General features: G+C 49.5%; 1 pseudogene. It reads left to right on the top strand.

Features of this window, described 5'->3' with window-relative positions:
- Positions 1 to 311: pseudogene (locus AAEZ03_RS26620) on the top strand (excinuclease ABC subunit UvrA); the annotation flags it as partial.

Consider the following 311-nt stretch of genomic DNA (forward strand, 5'->3'; position numbering starts at 1 on the left):
GCTCTACGTTTAGGCCAAGGTTTGGTGACGCTACACTTTATGGATGGCAATCCAAAAGAAGGCGGCGATGAAAACCAAGTCATGTCAGCCAAGCATTCTTGCCCTGTTTGTGATCGCGCCGTGTCTGAGCTTGAGCCGCGCATGTTCAGTTTTAACAATCCGTATGGCGCTTGCCCAAGCTGTGATGGTCTCGGTAAACGTCAGTATTTCTCAGCCGAGAAGCTGATTACTCATCATGAAAAATCCCTCAATCAAGGGGCGATTAACGGTTGGGATAAGCGCCACGCCTATTACTTTGGCCTGCTCTCTAC

Source organism: Pseudomonas sp. HY2-MNA-CIBAN-0224, assembly GCF_040310285.1.
Taxonomy (GTDB): Bacteria; Pseudomonadota; Gammaproteobacteria; order Pseudomonadales; family Pseudomonadaceae; genus Aquipseudomonas; species Aquipseudomonas helleri.